This is a genomic window from Paracoccus sp. KKT209 (genome assembly GCF_055635455.1).
The window spans coordinates 1938914-1954347 of record NZ_CM145758.1; the positions used below are offsets into that span (position 1 = coordinate 1938914).

The 15434-nt window shown below is 69.4% G+C and carries 13 protein-coding genes and 1 riboswitch; of the genes, 6 read left to right on the top strand and 7 right to left on the bottom strand.

Features of this window, described 5'->3' with window-relative positions:
- Positions 1 to 151: 151 nt before the first annotated feature.
- Positions 152 to 2092 (bottom strand): DEAD/DEAH box helicase, encoded by a 1941-nt coding sequence (locus tag ACZ2G3_RS09725; protein ID WP_470395637.1) that lies wholly within the window; start codon positions 2090 to 2092, stop codon positions 152 to 154.
- Between the two features lie 224 nt (positions 2093 to 2316).
- A riboswitch (TPP riboswitch) is annotated at positions 2317 to 2418 on the top strand.
- Positions 2419 to 2486: 68 nt separating this feature from the next.
- Here ACZ2G3_RS09725 and thiD point away from each other — a divergent pair.
- The 6 genes from thiD to ACZ2G3_RS09755 are packed head-to-tail and all read left to right on the top strand — an operon-like array spanning position 2487 to position 6751.
- The gene (thiD, locus tag ACZ2G3_RS09730) at positions 2487 to 3287 is read left to right on the top strand and encodes a bifunctional hydroxymethylpyrimidine kinase/phosphomethylpyrimidine kinase (RefSeq protein WP_470395638.1); all 801 of its coding nucleotides are present in this window, start codon (positions 2487 to 2489) and stop codon (positions 3285 to 3287) included.
- The gene (locus ACZ2G3_RS09735; protein ID WP_470395640.1) at positions 3284 to 4246 is read left to right on the top strand and encodes an FAD-dependent oxidoreductase; all 963 of its coding nucleotides are present in this window, start codon (positions 3284 to 3286) and stop codon (positions 4244 to 4246) included. The genes thiD and ACZ2G3_RS09735 overlap by 4 nt, the downstream gene beginning before the upstream one ends.
- Positions 4236 to 4433 (top strand): sulfur carrier protein ThiS, encoded by a 198-nt coding sequence (thiS, locus tag ACZ2G3_RS09740; RefSeq protein WP_419268074.1) that lies wholly within the window; start codon positions 4236 to 4238, stop codon positions 4431 to 4433. Before ACZ2G3_RS09735 ends, thiS begins: the two co-directional genes overlap by 11 nt.
- 1 nt (position 4434) lies before the next feature.
- Entirely contained in the window at positions 4435 to 5196 is a 762-nt protein-coding gene (locus tag ACZ2G3_RS09745) for a thiazole synthase (RefSeq protein ID WP_470395642.1), read from the top strand.
- Entirely contained in the window at positions 5193 to 5789 is a 597-nt protein-coding gene (locus ACZ2G3_RS09750) for a thiamine phosphate synthase (RefSeq protein WP_470395644.1), read from the top strand. Before ACZ2G3_RS09745 ends, ACZ2G3_RS09750 begins: the two co-directional genes overlap by 4 nt.
- Positions 5786 to 6751 (top strand): ThiF family adenylyltransferase, encoded by a 966-nt coding sequence (locus ACZ2G3_RS09755; RefSeq protein WP_470395646.1) that lies wholly within the window; start codon positions 5786 to 5788, stop codon positions 6749 to 6751. The genes ACZ2G3_RS09750 and ACZ2G3_RS09755 overlap by 4 nt, the downstream gene beginning before the upstream one ends.
- 163 nt (positions 6752 to 6914) lie before the next feature.
- Here the strand turns inward: ACZ2G3_RS09755 and ACZ2G3_RS09760 are convergent, their stop codons facing one another.
- The 6 genes from ACZ2G3_RS09760 to ACZ2G3_RS09785 form a co-directional block, all read right to left on the bottom strand.
- Positions 6915 to 7691 (bottom strand): MetQ/NlpA family ABC transporter substrate-binding protein, encoded by a 777-nt coding sequence (locus ACZ2G3_RS09760; RefSeq protein ID WP_470395648.1) that lies wholly within the window; start codon positions 7689 to 7691, stop codon positions 6915 to 6917.
- Between the two features lie 47 nt (positions 7692 to 7738).
- Complete coding sequence (locus ACZ2G3_RS09765) at positions 7739 to 8413, bottom strand: methionine ABC transporter permease (RefSeq protein WP_470395650.1); 675 nt, start codon at positions 8411 to 8413, stop codon at positions 7739 to 7741.
- Positions 8403 to 9455 carry a methionine ABC transporter ATP-binding protein gene (locus ACZ2G3_RS09770; protein ID WP_470395652.1) on the bottom strand — a complete coding sequence of 351 codons (1053 nt, stop codon included), beginning with the start codon at positions 9453 to 9455 and terminating at the stop codon, positions 8403 to 8405. The genes ACZ2G3_RS09765 and ACZ2G3_RS09770 overlap by 11 nt, the downstream gene beginning before the upstream one ends.
- 198 nt (positions 9456 to 9653) lie before the next feature.
- The gene (locus ACZ2G3_RS09775) at positions 9654 to 11480 is read right to left on the bottom strand and encodes a response regulator (RefSeq protein ID WP_470395654.1); all 1827 of its coding nucleotides are present in this window, start codon (positions 11478 to 11480) and stop codon (positions 9654 to 9656) included.
- Positions 11470 to 12333, bottom strand: a complete 864-nt coding sequence (locus ACZ2G3_RS09780) for a CheR family methyltransferase (RefSeq protein ID WP_470395656.1) — start codon at positions 12331 to 12333, stop codon at positions 11470 to 11472. Before ACZ2G3_RS09780 ends, ACZ2G3_RS09775 begins: the two co-directional genes overlap by 11 nt.
- Positions 12330 to 15416 carry a response regulator gene (locus tag ACZ2G3_RS09785; RefSeq protein ID WP_470395658.1) on the bottom strand — a complete coding sequence of 1029 codons (3087 nt, stop codon included), beginning with the start codon at positions 15414 to 15416 and terminating at the stop codon, positions 12330 to 12332. The genes ACZ2G3_RS09780 and ACZ2G3_RS09785 overlap by 4 nt, the downstream gene beginning before the upstream one ends.
- Positions 15417 to 15434: the final 18 nt, after the last annotated feature.

Here is a 15434-nt window from a genome sequence, read left to right on the forward strand (position 1 = left end):
ACAATTATCAGGTCCGGGTGCCGTAGCGTCAGCAATTGCCTGTCAAGATCGCCCGAAGGATAGGCCCGCGCCTCCCCGACAGGCCATGAAAAAGCGCGCTGCCCCGGACAGGGGCAGCGCGCAAGTCATGCGGTGGTGTGGCGGCTGCGGATCAGCCCGGACGCTTGGGACCCTTGCGGTGCGGGGTCTTGGCCGGGGCGGGCTTCGCGGCACCCGGCTTGCCCTTGGCGGCCCAGGCAGGCTTCGCGCCGGCAGCCTTGCGCGGACCCGCGCCCGCATCGGCCGAAGACTTCTTCTTCCAGGCCTTGACGGCGGGGCGCGGCCCCTCCTCGCGCGGATCGGCCAGCGACGCATCGTCGGGCACCCATCCGCCACGGGCGGCCTTCACGCGGGCCTGATGACCCTCGTCCTCCGCCGGCTTGCGACGCGGGGCAGGCTTGGCGGCACGGGGTGGCCGCTCCTCACGCGCCTCGAACCGAGGGCGCGGGCTGCGCTCGGGCTGTGCCTCCAGGTCGGGTTCGCCCTGCATGCGGCGCATCGAGACTTCGGGGGTGATCTCGATGAAGTCGCCGAATCGGTCGGCCGCCTCGGCTGCGATCTGGACATAGGACAGGTCCTGGCGGACCCGGATCGCCCCGATGGCATCACGGGTGATTCCCCCCGCATCGCAGATCTTGGGCAGCAGCCAGCGGGCTTCGGCGCGGCCGGAATGGCCAACCGACAGCGTGAACCAGACCGATGCGCCGAATTCCCGCGGCGCACGGGGCGCCATCGGCGCGGGCGGGGCCTGCGTCTCCATCAGTTCCTCGGCGGCGGGGCGCCCCTCGCGCCACATGCGCAGGAAGGCCACGGCGACCTGCTCGGCGCCGAAACGCTCCAGCAGCTGCGCGGCCAAAGGCGCGTCCTCCCCCGGCTCCTCCTGGAGGGCGGGATGCTCCAGCATGCGCTGGTCGTCGCGCGCCCGCACCTCGTCGGCGGTCGGCGCCTTCAGCCATTCGGCCACGACCTTGGCGTTCTGCAGCAGCCGCTGCGCCCGCTTGTAGTCCGACGAGGGCACGATCAGCGCCGAGACGCCCTTGGACCCGGCCCGGCCGGTGCGGCCCGACCGGTGCAGCAGGGTTTCGGGATTGGTCGGCAGGTCGGCGTGGATCACCAGTTCCAGCCCCGGCAGGTCGATGCCGCGCGCGGCGACGTCGGTCGCGATGCAGACCCGCGCACGTCCGTCACGCAGCGCCTGCAGGGCATGGGTCCGTTCCTGCTGGCTCAGCTCGCCCGACAGGGCGACGCATTTGAAGCCGCGGTTGGACATGCGCGCCAGCAGATGGTTCACATTCGCCCGCGTCTTGCAGAAGACGATCGAGGTCTGGGCCTCGTGGATGCGCAGCAGGTTGAAGATCGCAGGCTCGCGGTCGCGTGCGGTCACGCTATAGGCGCGATAGGCGATGTCGCCATGCTGGCGCGCCTCGCCCATGGCGGCGATGCGCAGGGCGTCGCGCTGAAAATCGCGTGCCAGCTTCTCGATCGCGGGCGGCACGGTGGCCGAGAACATCAGCGTGCGCCGTTCCTCGGGCGCGGCGGCCAGGATGAACTCCAGATCCTCGCGGAAGCCCAGGTCCAGCATCTCGTCCGCCTCGTCCAGCACCGCCGCGCGCAGGGCCGACAGGTCCAGGCTGCCGCGGTCGATATGGTCGCGCAGGCGGCCGGGGGTGCCGACCACGATCTGCGCGCCGCGCTGCAGGGCGCGGCGCTCGTTGCGGTAATCCATGCCGCCGACGCAGGTGGCGATCTGGGCACCGGTATCGGCGTAAAGCCATTCCAGCTCGCGCGCGACCTGAAGGGCCAGTTCGCGGGTCGGGGCAATGGCCAGCGCCAGCGGCAGCTCTCCGGCGACCATCCGGTCGCCCTCCAGCAGCTCGGCGCCCATCGCCAGGCCAAACGCCACGGTCTTGCCCGACCCGGTCTGGGCCGAGACCAGCACGTCGCGCCCCTGCGCCTCGGGCGCAAGCACCGCGCTTTGGACGGAGGTCAGGCTGTCATAGCCCTTGGAAGCCAGCGCCGCCTGCAGCGGTGCGGGAAAATTCTGTTCAGTCATGTAAGTCGCCAAATGCGGGGGTGCCATATGCGGCACCCGATGAGCGGCACCATCGTCGCTGCGACCGGCCCACCCTGCACCCGCCGCCCCGAACATGCGGAGCCAAAGGCGTCTCATACGCGCGGCCCCGGCAGAAGTCCATGCCGGATCGCAGCCAAACCGCCTCAGGGGGGCAGATCACCATGCGTCTTGCGCGCGGCGGCGCGGGCCGCTAGCTGTCAGGGTGCAAACCGTTGGGGTGTCCCGTCCAGGGGCTGAGAGGCGCAAGCCAACCCATCGAACCTGATCCGGGTCATACCGGCGGAGGGAACGGTGCAGATGATCGCGGACGCCGTTCCGCCCGTCGCCTTTCCTCACGTCCGGTGCCGACCCTTCGCCTTGCAGGAGGACGACCGTGACCGCAGCCATCGCCCTAACCATTGCAGGATCGGATTCCGGCGGAGGTGCGGGCATCCAGGCCGATCTCAAGACCTTCTCGGCGCTCGGGACCTACGGGGCCAGCGTGATCACGGCGCTGACGGCCCAGAACACGCGGGCGGTGACCCTGGTCGAGCCGGCCAGCCCGGCCATGATCGCCGCGCAGATGGCGGCGGTCTTTGATGACCTGGACGTGCGTGCGGTCAAGCTGGGCATGCTGGGCGACGGTCCCGCCATCGCCGCCGTGGCGCAGGGTCTGCCCGGACGGCCCATGCCGGTGGTCCTGGACCCGGTGATGGTGGCCAAATCCGGCGACAGCCTGCTGGCCGACGGCGCCGTAACCGCGCTGCGCGAGCGGATGCTGCCGCTGGCGACGCTGCTGACCCCGAACCTGCCCGAGGCCGCGCGGCTGCTTGGCTGCGCACCCGCCCGGACCGAGGCCGAGATGGCCGATCAGGCCGCCGCCCTGCGCGCGATGGGGCCGAGGGCCGTCCTGATGAAGGGCGGCCATGCCGAAGGCCCCCTCTGCACCGACCTGCTGGTGACGCCCGATGGGATCACGCGCCTGACCGCGCCGCGGCAGGCGACGCGGAACACCCATGGCACGGGCTGCACCCTGTCGGCCGCGATCGCGGCCGGGCTGGCGCAGGGCATGAACCTGGTTGCGGCGGTGCAGCTGGCGCATCGTTACCTGCAAGGCGCCATCCGCGCGGCGGACGACCTTGGCGTCGGCTCGGGTAACGGGCCCGTCCACCACTTCCACGCGGTCTGGGGATGAGCGACGTCACCATCATCGGCGCGGGCGTCGCGGGGCTGTTTGCGGCGCATGAACTGGCCTCGCGGGGCCTGCATCCGCGCATCATCGACCGGAACGGCCCGCCGGGGCCGCATGGCTGTTCCTGGTGGGCAGGCGGGATGCTGGCCCCGCATTGCGAAGGGGTCACGGCAGAACCGGTCATCACCCGCCTCGGCGCCGAGGCGGCCGCCGCATGGGCCCAGGTCACGCCCGTCACCCGGCGCGGCACGCTGGTCCTTGCGCTGGACCGCGACCGGGCCGAACTGGCACGCTTTGCCCGCCGGGCCAGCGGCCACGACGCGCGTCTGGTGGCTGAACTGGAACCCGAACTTGCGCAGCATCGCGACGGACTGTTCTTCCCGACCGAGGCGCATCTGGACCCCCGCCAGGCGCTGGCCGACCTTGTGCAGTCGCTGGCCACGCGCGGGATCACCATCCAAAAGGACGAGGTCCAGCCCAGCGACATCGACGGCCCCGTGATCGACGCCCGCGGCCTGGCCGCCGCCCTGCCTGGCCTGCGCGGCGTGCGCGGCGAGATGGTCGTCCTGCATGCGCCCGACATCACCCTGTCGCGGCCGGTCCGCCTGCTGCATCCGCGCCATCCGCTTTATATCGTGCCGCGTGCGGGCAACATCTTCATGCTGGGCGCCACGCAGCTGGAAAGCGCCTCTCGCGCGCCCGTCAGTGCCCGGGCGGCGCTGGAGCTGCTGTCGGCGGCCTATGCGCTGGACCCGCGCTTTGCCGAGGCCAGCGTGCTGGAACTGGGCGCCGATCTGCGCCCGGCCTTTGCCGACAATGTGCCGCGCGTCATCCTGCGCGGGCGGGTGCTGCACCTGAACGGCCTCTTTCGCCACGGCTATCTGATGGCCCCGGCGCTGGCCCGGCAGGCGGCCGATTATCTTCTGACCCGAACCAAGGGAGAGTTGATCCATGAGGATTGAGGTGAACGGAGAGCCGCACCAGATCACGGCCACAACCGTCGCGGCGGCGCTGGCCGAACTGGGCTGGGGCGAGGCGCGCGTGGCGACCGCGCTGAACGGCGACTTTCTTCCCGCCGCCCGCCGCGAGGCGCAGGTCCTGCGCGACGGCGACCGGCTGGAGGTCCTGGCGCCCATGCAGGGAGGCTGAGATGCGCGATTTCTATGGCGTGACCCTGCCCTCGGGGCTGATGCTGGGAACGGCGCAATATCCCTCTCCGGCGGTGATGCAGGCGGCTTTTACGGACAGCGGCGCCTCGGTCGCGACGGTGTCGCTGCGGCGCGAGGCGGGCCAGGGCCAGGCCTTCTGGGACATCATCCGCGCCCTAAATGTCCATGTCCTGCCCAACACCGCCGGCTGCCACAGCGCCCGAGAGGCGGTCACGACTGCCCGGATGGCGCGCGAGGTCTTCGAGACGAACTGGATCAAGCTGGAGGTGATCGGCCATGCCGACACGCTGCAGCCCGACCCCTTCGGCCTGCTGGAGGCGGCCGAGACGCTGGCGGCCGAAGGGTTCGAGGTCTTCCCCTATACGACCGAGGACCAGGTTCTGGCGCAGCGCTTGCTGGAGGCGGGCTGCAAGGTGCTGATGCCCTGGGGCGCGCCCATCGGTTCGGGGCGGGGGCTGAACAACCCCTACGGGCTGCGGACCCTGCGCGCGGCCTTCCCGGAGGTGCCGATGGTCATCGATGCGGGCCTGGGCCTGCCCAGCCAGGCCACCGCCGCGATCGAGATGGGGTTCGACGCCGTCCTGCTGAACACCGCCGTGGCGCAGGCCGGCGACCCGGCCGCCATGGCCCGCGCCTTTGGACTGGCCGTTCAGGCGGGTGCCTTGGCGCGGGCCGCCGACCCGATGGAGCCGCGCGACATGGCCGCCCCTTCGACCCCCCTCATCGGAAAGGCCTGGCTGTGATGTTGCCGCGATTCTACCCCATCTTCGACGACGCGGCCTGGCTGGACCGCGCCCTGCCCCTGGGCGTCAGGCTGGTGCAGTTGCGCATCAAGGATCGCCCTGACGCCGAACTGCGCGCCCAGGTTCGCCGGGGCCTGGACCATGCCCGCAGCCACGGGGCGGCGCTCGTCGTCAACGATCACTGGCAGATCGCCATCGACGAAGGCGCGGACTGGCTGCATCTGGGGCAAGAGGACCTGGACCAGGCCGACCTGCCCGCCATCCGCCGTGCGGGGCTGAAGCTGGGGATATCAACCCATGATCATGCCGAACTGGACCGGGCGCTGGCGCTGGCGCCCGGCTACATCGCCCTGGGCCCGGTCTATCCCACCATCCTCAAGCAGATGAAATGGCACCAGCAGGGGCTGGAGCGGGTCACGGAATGGAAGCGGCTGGTCGGTCCGATCCCGCTGATCGCCATCGGCGGCATGACGGTGGAGCGCGCAGCCGGTGCCTTCGCCGCAGGTGCGGATGTCGTGTCGGCCGTGACGGACATCACGCTGAACCCCGACCCCGAGGAGCGGATGCGCGACTGGCTGCGCGTGACGGCGTGACGCGCTATGCCCGCCAGATGGTTCTGCCCCAGATCGGCGCGCAGGGTCAGGAGCGAGTGGCCGCCGCCCATGTGCTGGTGGTGGGCGCCGGCGGCCTGGGGGTGCCTGCCCTGCAATATCTGGCCGGCGCCGGGATCGGGCAGATCACCCTGGTCGACGGCGACCGGGTCGAGGACACGAACCTGCACCGCCAGCCGATCTATCGCATGGACCAGATCGGCCAGCCCAAGGCGGAGGCCGCCGCCGCCATCATGACCGGCATGAACCCGGCCGTCCGGGTGATCCCCCGCGTGGAATGGCTGACGCCGGCTAATGCGCCCGCGCTGGTGGATGCGGCGGATGTGGTTCTGGACTGCGCCGACAGCTTTGCCGCCAGCCTGACCCTGTCGGACACCTGCATGGCCGCGGGCAGGCCGCTGATCGCGGGATCTGCGCTGGCGCTGTCGGGCTATGCCGCAGGCTGTTGCGGCGGCGCGCCCAGCCTGCGCGCGATCTTTCCCGACCTGCCCCTGCGCGGCGCCACCTGCGCCACGGCGGGCGTCATGGGTCCGGTCGTCGGCATGATCGGCGCGCTGCAGGCGCAGATGGCGCTGGCGGTGATCCTGAAACTGGCACCCGGCCCCCTTGGCCGCCTGATCAGCTTTGACGCCGCCACCTGGCGGATGGGCGGGTTCCGCTTTGCCGATGCGCCCGAACCCGCGGCACCGCTGCCCTTCATAGCGGCGGAGCAGATCGCCCCGGACGATCTGCTGGTGGACCTGCGGACCGAGGCCGACCGGCCCTTTGATCCCCGCGCCCGTCCCCTGCCTCCCGAGCGCATTGCCGAACTGTCACCGGCGCCCGACAGGCGCGTCGTCCTGGCCTGCCGCACCGGACTGCGGGCGCATAATGCAGGACAGGCGCTGCAGGCGCGCTGGCCGGGGCGCATCGCGCTGCTGGCTGTGACCGATCCGGTGACCTGAGACAGTCATGAAGCGGCCAAGCATCGCCGTGGAGCGAACAGGTGCCATCAGCACAGGCCGCGAATGCAGATGACGGCTTGGGGCAGACGAACGCCGGACGGTCCGACCGTCCTTTTGCTGCAGAGCGTACAAGGCGGGCCGCCACGGGGGCGGCCCATGGGTCTTACCAGGAGGTCAGGACCGCGCCTTCGTATTTCTCGTCGATGAAGGCTTTCACCTCGGCCGAGTGATAGGCATCGACCAGCGTCTGGACCCAGGGCTCGTCCTGCCGGCCGTCCTGAACCACGATGATGTTCACATAGGGGCTGTCGGCCTTTTCCATCGCGATCGCATCCGCCTTGGGCGACAGGCCCGAGGCCAGCGCATAGTTGGTGTTGATGATCGCGATATCGGCATCGGCCAGCGTGCGGGGCAGTTGCGCCGCGTCCAGTTCCAGGAACTGAAGGCCCTTGGGGTTGTCGCTGACATCCAGCGGGCTGGGCACCAAGCCGGTGTCTTCGGCCAGAGTGATCAGGCCCAGGTCCTGCAGGATCAGCAGCGCGCGCCCGCCATTGGTCGGATCGTTCGGGATCGCCACCTGCGCGCCGTCGGGCAGGTCGGCCAGATCCTCGATGCTGTCGGAATAGATCCCCATCGGGGTGGTGATGGTGGTGCCCACCTCGACCAGTTCAAAGCCGCGATCCTTCATCTGGTTTTCCAGATAGGGGCGGTGCTGAAAGCTGTTGGCATCCAGATCGCCGTCCGCCAGCGCCTGGTTCGGCACGACATAGTCCGAAAACTCGATGATCTCGATGTTCAGGCCCAGAGGTTCGGCGACCTCGGCCACCTTCTCCATGATCTCGCCATGTTCACCAGGCGAGACGCCGACCTTGATATCCTCGGCCGTGGCGGCCGCAGTGGACAGGGCAAGGGCGGAAACGAGGGTTGTCAGTCGCAGCATCGGATTGGTCCTTTCTTGTCTGCGGAAAATCTGAGGCCAACGCGGCATCAGTGGCCGCGGTTGCGCGGGGCGCGGCGATCCAGCCGGGCAGCGATCCATTCGCCAAGCGATTGCACCAGCTGGACCAGCACGATCAGGATGACAACGACCGCCGCCATCACCTCGGGCATGAAGCGCTGATAGCCGTAGCGGATGCCCAGGTCGCCCAGGCCCTGCCCGCCCACCGCGCCGACCATGGCGGAATATCCGATCAGGCTGACCACGGCCAGGGTCAGGCCCAGGGTGATGGCCGGCATCGCCTCGGGGATGAGCACCTTGCGGATGATCTGCAGGGGCGTGGCGCCCATCGCGCGGGCGGCCTCGATCAGGCCGCCATCGACCTCGCGGATGGCGTTTTCCACCAGCCGGGCGATGAAGGGGATGGCGGCCAGGGTCAGCGGCACGATCGCGGCATTCGTGCCGATCGACGTGCCCACCAGCGCGCGGGTGAAGGGGATGATCGCCACCACCAGGATGATGAACGGGACCGATCGGGTAGCATTCACCACCAGCCCCAGCACCTTGTTGACCCAAGGTGCCGACAGCAGCTCTCCCCGCTGCGAGGTGGCCAGGAACACCCCCAGGGGCAGGCCCCCCAAGGTGCCCAGCAGCGCCGAGATCGCCACCATGTAGAGGGTCTGCAGGGTCGCGTCCCACAAAAGCGGGATCAGGTTAGCGGACATGGCCCAGCACCTCCGTCGACAGTCCGTGGCGCTCCAGATAGGCCCGCGCCTGGTCGGCGCGCGCGGCCTCGACCGAGATCAGCAGGTTGCCGAAGGGATGCGGGCCGACCTCTTCGATGGCGCCGCCCAGGATATTGGCGGTGATGCCCAGGTCCGTGGCCAGCAGCGACAGCATCGGATCGGTCGCATGACGGCCGGCAAAGGTCACCCGGATCACCTGGTCGCCCGGCGGTTCGGGGTGCAGGCGGCTGGCCACGAAGGCCGGCAGCGTGGCCCCTGTCACCCCTGACAGGAAACTGCGGGTGGTCGGATGGGTCGGCCGGGCAAAGACGTCATAGGTCGGCCCGGCCTCGACGATGCGCCCGCCCTCGATCACCGCCATGTGGCTGGCGATGTCGCGCAGGACCGCCATCTCATGCGTGATCAGCAGGATCGTCAGGCCCAGGTCGCGGTTGATGCGGCCCAGCAGCTCCAGCACCGTCTGCGTCGTTTCGGGGTCCAGCGCGCTGGTCGCCTCGTCCGACAGCAGCACCTTGGGGCTGGTGGCCAAGGCCCGGGCGATGCCCACGCGCTGCTTCTGCCCGCCCGACAGTTCGGCCGGATAGCGGTCGCGGAGCGCGCCCAGGCCCACTTGGTCGATCAGCTGGTCGACGCGGGCGCGGACCTGCGCGGCAGGCGTGCCCGCGATCTCCAGCGGCAGGGCCACGTTGCCCCCGACCGTGCGCGACGCCAGCAGATTGAAGTGCTGGAAGATCATCCCGACATCGCGGCGGATCGCCCGCAGGGCGGCCCCGCGCGCCGCGCCTACGTCATGTCCCGACACCTCGACCCGGCCCTCGGTCGGGCGCTCGAGGCCGTTGACCATGCGCAACAGCGTCGATTTCCCCGCCCCCGACCGGCCGATGATGCCGGTGATGCTGCCCCGCGGCACGACCAGAGAGATGTCGTCCAGGGCCATGACCCGCTGGCCGCCCTTCTTGGGGAAGGACTTGCCCAGCCTGTCGAAGATGATGGCCGCGTCGTTTTGGGCCGTTCCGCTCATGGGATCCTGCCAGTTCCAATTCCAAGGGCGCGGGGATGCCCGAAAGCCGCGCCGGGTGCAAGCCTGCGGGCAGGTCGGCCGACGGAACAGTCGATCGGCCGTGCCTGCGCCGCGGCGAAGACCGTTGCCCTGTTCCCGCAACCGCCCGAACACCGGGCGCGTCCCCCGGAATATCCGCAGAACGACGTCCTTTTCCGGCTACTGCGCCGCGACCGTCAGTTCGCGCGACAGAAGCCCCGTCAGGATCGAGCGCAGCGCATCCGGACGGAACGGCTTTTCGATCAGCGGTGCTTCATCAAAGCCTGCCGGCAGGTGCTCGCGGCCATAGCCCGAGACAAAGCAGAAGGGGACATGACGCTCGTTCAGCAGCGCCGCGACCTCGTCCACCGGCTCGCCCTTGAGGTTGCCGTCCAGCAGCGCCAGGTCGATCTGGTGGCTTTGCACCGCCTGCATCGCCTCGGCCACGGTGCGCGACACGGCGACGACGACCGCGCCCGCGTCCTCCAGCTCCAGCCGCAGGTCCAGGGCGACCAGCGGCTCGTCCTCGACCAGCAGGACGCGCGCCCCGTCCAGGGTCGCGGGACGAAGGACCGGGGCGGCGGCGCAGGCCTGCGGGGCGCCTTTCGACTTCAGCGCCGTGACGCCATCCGACAGCCGGATCGTCCAGATGACGCCCGCAGGGTTCCAGTCGGCGGTGACGGCATTGTCCTCGCCCCCGCCGGCCGCGCCGATCAGGGTCATGCCGAACCCGGACCGGGCCGGTCCCGTGACCGCAGGCCCGCCGGTTTCGCGCCAGACAAGCGTCAGCTGCCCGCCCACAAAGGTCCAATCCAGGTCGATCATGCCCTGCGGCACCGACAGCGCGCCGTATTTCGCGGCATTCGTGCCCAGTTCGTGCAGGGTCAGCGCCAGGCGCAGCATGGTGTCGGGGGCCAGTTCGACCGCCGGGCCGCTGCGCCGCAGCCGGTCACCGTCCAGCGTCCCCGAACTGATCTGGTCATCGATCAACTGATCCAGCGGCGCGCTGGCCCAAGTAGCATCGGACAGGATCGAATGGGCCCGCGCCAGCGCCTGCAGGCGGCCGCCAAAGCTCTTCTCGAAGTCCTGCAGGCTGTCGGACTGGCGCAGGCTCTGGCGGGCGATGGCCTGGACATTAGCCAGGGTGTTCTTGATGCGGTGGTTCAGCTCTCCGATCAGCAGCGAGCGGACCTCCTCGGCCTGCTTGCGCTCGGTGATGTCCAGGATCTGCAGCGACAGCGACCGCTGACCCGCCGCGTCCGAGAGGACCGAGCCATAGATCTCGCAGCTGATCGGGCCCACGGCCGCGTGGTCCAGCACCATCTCGGCCGAAAAGCGCGGGGCGGCATCCCCGCCGGCCTTCAGCCAGCCCGCCAGCTCCTCGGCCCCCGCCGCATCCAGCCAACCCGAGGCAGGCGCCGTCATGCCCAGCAGGTCGCCCGCCGCGCGCCCGAACATCCGCTCGGCCCCCTTGGACCAGCGGCGCACGCAGAGGTCGCGGTCCAGGGTCACGAAGGCCAGGGGCGAATTGTCGTTATGCGCCTTGAGCTGCGCCATCACCCTGTCGCGGTGACGGGCGATCTCCTGCATCTCGTCGCGCTGGCGTTCCAGCTCCTTGGCCTGGCGGCCGATCCGGAAAAAGACCTCGGCCTTGGACTTCAGGATCAGCGGGTCGATCGGCTTGAAGATGTAGTCAACAGCACCTGCCTCATAGCCGCGGAACCGGCGGGCCTCGTCCATTTCCGCCGCGGTGACGAAGATGATCGGGACGCCCCGCGTGCGTTCGGTGGACCGCATCAGTTCGGCCAGTTCATAGCCGTCGGTGCCGGGCATCTGCACGTCCAGGAAGGCCAGCGCATAGTCGTTCATCAGCATCAGTTCCAGCGCCTCGCTGGCCGACCGCGCACGGTCCACCACCAGCCCGTCGCGCCGCAGCAGGGCCTCCAGCGCCATGATGTTCTCGGCGATGTCGTCGACGATCAGGAACCTGATGGTGTTATCGAGCATGGGCGGTCTCCTGAGAGGCAATGCGGCGCCAGATCCTGTCTGGCTCTTCAAAGGGCACAAAGGCCGAGGCATGGGCCGAAAAGCGCAGGGTCTCGTGCGAGCCGAGGCCCAAGAATCCGCCGCGCGCCAGCGCTTCGGCAAAAAGGCCCAGGGTGCGATCCTGCAATTCGGCGTCGAAGTAGATCAGCACGTTGCGGCAGCTGATCAGGTGAACCTCGGAAAAGACCTGGTCCGAGGCCAGGTTGTGTTCGGTAAAGACCGTCCGCGACCGCAGCGACCGGTCAAAGGCGGCGCGACCATAGGCGGCGGTGTAATAGTCCGACAGCGACCCGCGCCCGCCCGACCGCTGGTAGTTCTGCGAAAAGACCGGCAGGCGGTCGATGTCATAGACGCCCGCCTCGGCGCGCGCCAAAGCACGGCGGTTGATCTCGGTCGCGTAGAACAGCGTGCGGTCAAACAGGCCCTCCTCGCGGAAGAGAATGGCCAGCGAATACAGCTCCTCGCCATCGGCGCAGCCCGCGACCCAGACCTTGAGCGAGGGAAATGTGTGCAGATGCGGCAGGACCTCCCGGCGCAGCGCCAGGTAGTAGTCGGGATCGCGGAACATCTCGCTGACCTGCACGGTCATCGCATCGATGATCTGGGGCAGCACGGTGGGGTCGTGCAGCAGGCGGCCCTGAAGTTCCGACAGCGTGGCGCAACCCAGCCGTTCCCGCGCGAGTTCCGCCCGCCGCGCCAGCGACGCGCGGGAATAGGACCGAAAGTCATAGTGATAACGCCGGTGCAGCGCCTCCAGGAACAGGTCCAGTTCGATCGCGTCGCCGGGCCGGGCGGGAACGGGTTCCAGGCTCATCGCGGCATCCACACGCGGGTCAGCGACAACAGCTTGTCCACGTCCAGGGGCTTGGGCAGATAGTCGTTGGCCCCCGCCGCCAGGCACTGGTTCTGGTCATCGGCCATGGCCTTGGCGGTCAGCATGATGATCGGCAGCGACTTCCAGCGATCGATCTTGCGGATCTCGCGCGTGGCGGTCAGGCCGTCCATCTCGGGCATCATCACGTCCATCAGCACCAGGTCCACGCGCGGCTGCGCACCGTCGGCGATGCGGCCCAGCACCTCCAGCGCCTCGCGGCCGTTGCGGGCGATCTGCACCTTGGCGCCATGCGGCTCGAAGACGCCGGTCAGGGCATAGACGTTGCGGATGTCATCCTCGACCACCAGGATGCGGCGCCCCTCCAGCTGCGCGTCGCGGTTCAGCGAGGCCGCCAGCATCTCGCGCTGCTTTTCGGGCAGGTCGCTGACCACCTGGTGCAGGAACAGAGTGACCTCGTTGATCAGGCGCTCGGGCGACTTGGCGCCCTTGATGATGATCGAACTGGAATAGCGCCGCAGCCGCTGTTCCTCGGCCTCGTTCAGGGTGCGGGCGGTATAGACGATGACCGGCGGGAAGGCGGCCGTGCCGTCCCCGTCCAGCTGTTCCAGCACCTCAAAGCCCGAGGCGTCCGGCAGCGTCATGTCCAGCACGATGCAGTCCACGGTCCGGCTGCGGCAGATCTGTAGCGCCTCGGCGGCGGTGCCCGCACCGACCGTCTCGACCTCATCGCTGGCCAGAAGCGCCTTCAGACCCTCCATCTGCGCAGGATCGTCCTCGACGATCAGCACGCAGCGCAGCCGCTGTTCCAGGCGGTGCTCCAGGGTCCGGATCGCCTGTTCCAGCTGCTCGCGCGGCACGGGCTTCAGCATGTAGCTGATCGCGCCCTGGGCCAGCGCCTCCTTGGTATAGTCGTTGGCCGACACGATATGCACGGGGATGTGCCGCGTGCTGGTGTCGCGCTTCAGCCGGTCCAGTGCCGACAGGCCCGAATGGTCCGGCAGGCCCACATCCATCACGATGGCCTGCGGCAGGAAATGCCGCGCGGCACGGACGCCGTCATCGGCACGCCCCACGCAGACGCAGCGAAAGCCCAGATCCCGCGCCAGGCCGTAAAGAACCTTGGCAAAGGCCGGATCATCCTCGACCACCAGCATCACGCGGTCGCCGGGCGCGATCACCGCACGGTCGTCCTCCAGCCCCGGCAGCGCGTCCAGCAGCAGCGGCTCGGGGTCGAAGGATGCTTCCGGCATGGGCGGGGCGGCCAGCGCCGCAGGGCCGCGGGCGGCCGAGGCGGCTTGCCGGATGGCCGGCGCCGCGGGCAGGATCAGGGTAAAGACGCTGCCCCGGCCCTTCTCGCTGCTGAGCGTGACGCGCCCGCCCAGCAGGTCCGCCAGCTCGCGAGAGATCGACAGGCCCAGCCCGGTGCCGCCAAAGCGGCGCGAGATGGTGCCGTCGGCCTGGCGGAAGGCCTCGAAGACCGCCTCCTGCTGATCGGTGTCGATGCCGATGCCGGTATCCTCGACCGAAAAGGCGATGCCCTGCCCCAGGGGGGCTACGCGCAGCGTGACGCGGCCGCGCTCGGTGAACTTCAGCGCGTTCGAGATGAAGTTCCGCAGCACCTGCTCCAGCCGCTGGCAGTCGGTTTCCAGCTCTCCGACTCCCGGCGCCACCTCGGCGGTCAGCTGCAGGCCCTTGCCCTTGGCCTGCATCTCGAAGGCGCGCACCAGCTTCGTGGCGACCGTCTGCGGGTCGATGCGGTCGCGCGACAGTTCCAGCTTGCCCGATTCGATCTTGGACAGGTCCAGGATGTCGTTGATCAGCGCCAGAAGATCCTTGCCCGAACTCTCGATCGTCTCGGCCCACCGGACCTGCTCCCCGGTCAGGGTGCGGGCGCGGTTCTCGGCCAGCAGGCGGGACATGATCAGCAGCGCGTTCAGGGGCGTGCGCAGCTCGTGGCTCATGTTGGCCACGAATTCGGACTTGTAGCGGCTCTCGCGGGTCAGCTGCGCCGCCTGGTCCTCCAGCATCCGGCGCGACCGGGCCAGCGCATCACGCTGCTCCTCCAGCTCCTGCGTCTGGTTTTCCAGCTGCGCGTTCTGGCTCTCCAGCTCGGTCTGCTGCATTTCCAGCCGCCGCTGGCTGTCCTGCAGGGCGCGGGTCTGCTCCTCCAGCTCCTCGTTCGAGGCGGCCAGTTCCTCGCCGTGGCTGCGCAGCTCCTCGGCCTGGCGGCGGGTCTCCTCCAGCAGCTCCTGCAGCTGTTCGCGGTACTGCGCCGAACGCAGCGCGATGCCCAGCTTGTCGCTGATCCGGCCAAACAACTCCTGGACCCGCTCGCTCGGGGGCGTGTCCAGGCCGAATTCCAGAACGCCGTTCACCAGCTGCCCGTCGCGCAGCGGGACCATCAGCGCATGCGGCGCACGGCCGCGACCCAGGCCCGTGGCCCAGCCAAGCGCCTCCTCCGGCGCCATGGCGATGCTGAGGACACGGCGCTCGGCGACGCATCGGCCCAGATGCCCCTCGCCCTCGATCACGCGTTCGGCCAGGGCCGCCTCGTCGACGCCCCAACTGGCCAGCCGCTGATAGCCGTGGCCGTTGCGGGCATAGGCGACCGCCGCGCGTGCGCCGACCCGTTCAGCCAGCGCCTGCAGGATCTGCCGGCCAAGCCGTTCGGCCGACAATTCGCCCTGCAGGGCGCGCGACACCTCGACCTGACCCTGATGCACCCATTCGCTCTGCGTCAGCCGCTCGCGGTTGATGATCAGGCCCCGGCCCACCAGGCCCAGCACCAGATAGACGACCCCGGCCATGGTCCGGTTGGCCGCCGCGACGCGGGGATCAATGCCGGCCTGGTCAAAGAAATAACCCGCCCCCATCAGCGCGCAGGTCAGCACGGCCACCACCACCGGCATCAGCGGACGGGTGCTGCCAAAGGCCAGCGCCAGCGGCAGAATGTAGATCAGCCAGACGGCCGTCCCCAACGGGAACTGGATATCGAGTAAAAAAACGCCCCCAAGCGCGGCAGCGATCACCGCGAGGATGGTCAGGTCCTGGATCTTTGGCACGGGGTCTCCTGCAGCGCC

Excerpts from the sequence above, each read along its gene's own strand:
- ACZ2G3_RS09725 (WP_470395637.1), bottom strand. The coding sequence starts at position 2,092 with ATGACTGAACAGAATTTTCCCGCACCGCTGCAGGCGGCGCTGGCTTCC.
- thiS (WP_419268074.1), top strand. The coding sequence starts at position 4,236 with ATGAGGATTGAGGTGAACGGAGAGCCGCACCAGATCACGGCCACAACC.
- ACZ2G3_RS09775 (WP_470395654.1), bottom strand. The coding sequence starts at position 11,480 with ATGCTCGATAACACCATCAGGTTCCTGATCGTCGACGACATCGCCGAG.
- ACZ2G3_RS09735 (WP_470395640.1), top strand. The coding sequence starts at position 3,284 with ATGAGCGACGTCACCATCATCGGCGCGGGCGTCGCGGGGCTGTTTGCG.
- ACZ2G3_RS09780 (WP_470395656.1), bottom strand. The coding sequence starts at position 12,333 with ATGAGCCTGGAACCCGTTCCCGCCCGGCCCGGCGACGCGATCGAACTG.
- ACZ2G3_RS09770 (WP_470395652.1), bottom strand. The coding sequence starts at position 9,455 with ATGAGCGGAACGGCCCAAAACGACGCGGCCATCATCTTCGACAGGCTG.
- ACZ2G3_RS09765 (WP_470395650.1), bottom strand. The coding sequence starts at position 8,413 with ATGTCCGCTAACCTGATCCCGCTTTTGTGGGACGCGACCCTGCAGACC.
- ACZ2G3_RS09745 (WP_470395642.1), top strand. The coding sequence starts at position 4,435 with ATGCGCGATTTCTATGGCGTGACCCTGCCCTCGGGGCTGATGCTGGGA.
- ACZ2G3_RS09760 (WP_470395648.1), bottom strand. The coding sequence starts at position 7,691 with ATGCTGCGACTGACAACCCTCGTTTCCGCCCTTGCCCTGTCCACTGCG.